The 2,372-nt window shown below is 62.9% G+C and carries 4 protein-coding genes; all 4 read left to right on the top strand.

Annotated features, from left to right (window positions below; translation table 11 throughout):
* Positions 1 to 247: 247 nt before the first annotated feature.
* Entirely contained in the window at positions 248 to 766 is a 519-nt protein-coding gene (locus HUN39_RS18880; protein WP_175095972.1) for a terminase small subunit, Nu1, read from the top strand.
* Positions 767 to 772: 6 nt separating this feature from the next.
* Positions 773 to 1,138: a hypothetical protein gene (locus HUN39_RS18875; RefSeq protein WP_175095971.1), complete on the top strand. Its 366-nt coding sequence runs from the start codon at positions 773 to 775 to the stop codon at positions 1,136 to 1,138.
* 36 nt (positions 1,139 to 1,174) lie between these two features.
* Positions 1,175 to 1,945 (top strand): hypothetical protein, encoded by a 771-nt coding sequence (locus tag HUN39_RS18870; protein ID WP_175095970.1) that lies wholly within the window; start codon positions 1,175 to 1,177, stop codon positions 1,943 to 1,945.
* A 96-nt stretch (positions 1,946 to 2,041) separates the two neighbouring features.
* Positions 2,042 to 2,372, top strand: a 331-nt coding sequence (locus tag HUN39_RS18865) for a hypothetical protein (protein ID WP_175095969.1), incomplete at its 3' end; no start/stop codon positions are given.

Raw genomic sequence — 2,372 nt, 5'->3', positions numbered from 1 at the left:
ATACGGGTGCTTCGGGGGTCCGGGGGTCGTCTAGGTGTGATGGTCGAAATCGCGTTTCGCTTCGCGTGGCGGCCATGCCTCTGGACGATCGTTCACGCAGCAATCAGCCCGCCAATAAATCGCGATGGCGTTTCCCGAGTCAGAAACCAGCCTCCTGTGCGGCTTTTGAGACGGCAAGCCGCGCCACGTAGCGGGAGACGCTCTATCGCGCTCAGCAGCCTTCTCTGCTCAAAAAAAGGGATCAGCTATGAATGAACTTCCCACGACTGTCGCCGCGGCGACCCTGGCCAAGCTGCTTGGGCTGTCGACGCGCCGAATACAGCAGCTCGCCGAGGCCGGGGTGATTCCGAAGCCTGGGAAGCGCGGCGAGTATAGGCTCGTGGAAAGCGTGGCCGGGTATCTCAAATGGCTCCGATCGGACGCGGGGAACGGGACGCCCGATTTTCAGAAGGAGAGGACGCGATTGACGCAGGCCAGGGCGCGCCTGGCTGAGTTGGAATATGACCGAGAGAGCGGTCTGGTCGTCGAAGTCGAAGAGTCGATTCGTCAAATCAGGGAGGAATATTCGATCGTCCGCACGAGGTTGTTGGCCGTTCCCTCGAAGGCCGCGCCGCGCTTACTGAACATCGCAAACCCGGAAAAGGTGCGAGCGCTTCTCGACGCTGAAATTCGAGATACACTCTCGGCGCTGACGGCGGACGGCCCGGAGCAAAATTCAGCCGCCGTAGCGGCCCGCGCTCGCGCCCGCAAAGCCTCTCGCAAATAGGCCACGATGACGCCGGCCGCCCTTCTCCGCAAAGCCGAAGAGCACGAGTGTCAGGCGGCCGAGCTGCGTCGCCGCGCGGCTGAGATAGCGGCGCAAGAGCGTGAGGCGGCGATTGTTGCGGCGTTGAGCCTTTACGACGGCGAACTGTGGACGCGGTCCAAGGCGCTCGCCGGCGACTTGAAGTCATACGCGGCGAATGGCTGGCGCCGCGAATTTGCTCTCGACGAACTGCCGGACAGCACTCCCTCGAAGCGGCGCGCGTGGCACAGGATTTTGCGCAGTCGCGGCGGCGAACCGATCGGCGATCGCCAGATGTTCAACATCGCAAAATTGAAATCAGGCGCGGTTGCGATTTCAACGGGTGACATGTGATTCTCAAATCACCGACAGAAAATGAGCGGGTGAAACATGGGTGTTTTTAGTTTTCTTCAGCCGCCAAAGAAGGGCGCGCCGGCGACACAGATTGCGGCGCTTGAAGAATCGCTCGCCAAACTGCGCGGCGAGCACAAAAGTGTTCAGGCCATAGTTGAAAGCCATGGCCAGAAACGCGCCGAAATGTTGCTGTCGGATGCAGCCGACGCCGATATCGTCAGATTGGACGCCGACGCCGATCTTGCGCGAATTCGCCTGGAGCGGTTGGAGCTGGCCGAACTCGAACTAGTCGAGCGCATCGAGCGCGCGCGCGACAAATCCGAGCGCGAACGCCTCGCTAGCGAATACGAGCGCGCCGCCGCGCAAATCGAGGAAAAGGCGAAGGCGATTGAGGGGCCGATCGCACAGCTTGCCGCGGCCTTCGCGGCGCTCGCCGAGGTGATTCCAGCCGAAACCGGCATCTCCAAGGTTTTCGAGGGACACCTTATGCCGCAGCCTGCGAAGCCGGAAGATGTGGCGCAGGCGATCCTCGGCAACGCCCTTTATGCCGCCGCTCCCAGGCTCTTCGAAGCGACGACGCTAGTCCGCCGGGGAATGAACGAGCAGGCGCTCGCGTCGGTCGAGAGCGTCATCAGGCTATACGCACTTGATAATTTCAAAATCTCTTCGTCGGGCAAACGGCCTGGCGCGGACCACGCGATGTTACCTGCAGCTGAAGCCGCTCAGCGGCTCATCGTCGGCCCGCAGCGCGAGAAGGCGAGGACGCTGCGCCATGGCGACGCCGAGCACCTGATGGCGGCTGAGTGAATTCCGGCGGCGGTTTCAGCGCCCGCCGACGGTCGGGCGCGTCGACCAGATCCTTTCGTCGGCGCGCCCATTTTCCAACACACGAAGGCAAAACATATGGTCATCGATGAAAATGCCGTCGCCGCGGCCGAACGGCTGGCCGGCTCCGAAGAACAAGCGCGCCGAGCCGGCGCAAGTGCGGGACTGCTCGGCGAAGGCGCGCCGCAGGGCTTCGACTGCTGGCCTTCGAAGGCGCAGTGGGCGTTCAATGAGAGCTACGAGCGCGGACGCCATTGCCGCCGCGTCGCCGAGGGCAAGGAACGCGTGGCCGCAGCCGCGCCGAGTATCCCGACTTACGCGACGACACGAGCGCAACTCGCCGCCGAGTTTCAGCGGCGCGCAGACCTTCAGCGCGAGTTTTTATCCGAGGCCGACTTCGTCGCCTACG

Source organism: Methylocystis silviterrae, assembly GCF_013350005.1.
GTDB classification, from domain to species: Bacteria; Pseudomonadota; Alphaproteobacteria; order Rhizobiales; family Beijerinckiaceae; genus Methylocystis; species Methylocystis silviterrae.
The sequence above is the reverse complement of the archived record's forward strand: the minus strand, read 5'-3'. Positions and strand labels throughout refer to the sequence as shown.

Excerpts from the sequence above, each read along its gene's own strand:
- HUN39_RS18880 (WP_175095972.1), top strand. The coding sequence starts at position 248 with ATGAATGAACTTCCCACGACTGTCGCCGCGGCGACCCTGGCCAAGCTG.
- HUN39_RS18875 (WP_175095971.1), top strand. The coding sequence starts at position 773 with ATGACGCCGGCCGCCCTTCTCCGCAAAGCCGAAGAGCACGAGTGTCAG.
- HUN39_RS18870 (WP_175095970.1), top strand. The coding sequence starts at position 1,175 with ATGGGTGTTTTTAGTTTTCTTCAGCCGCCAAAGAAGGGCGCGCCGGCG.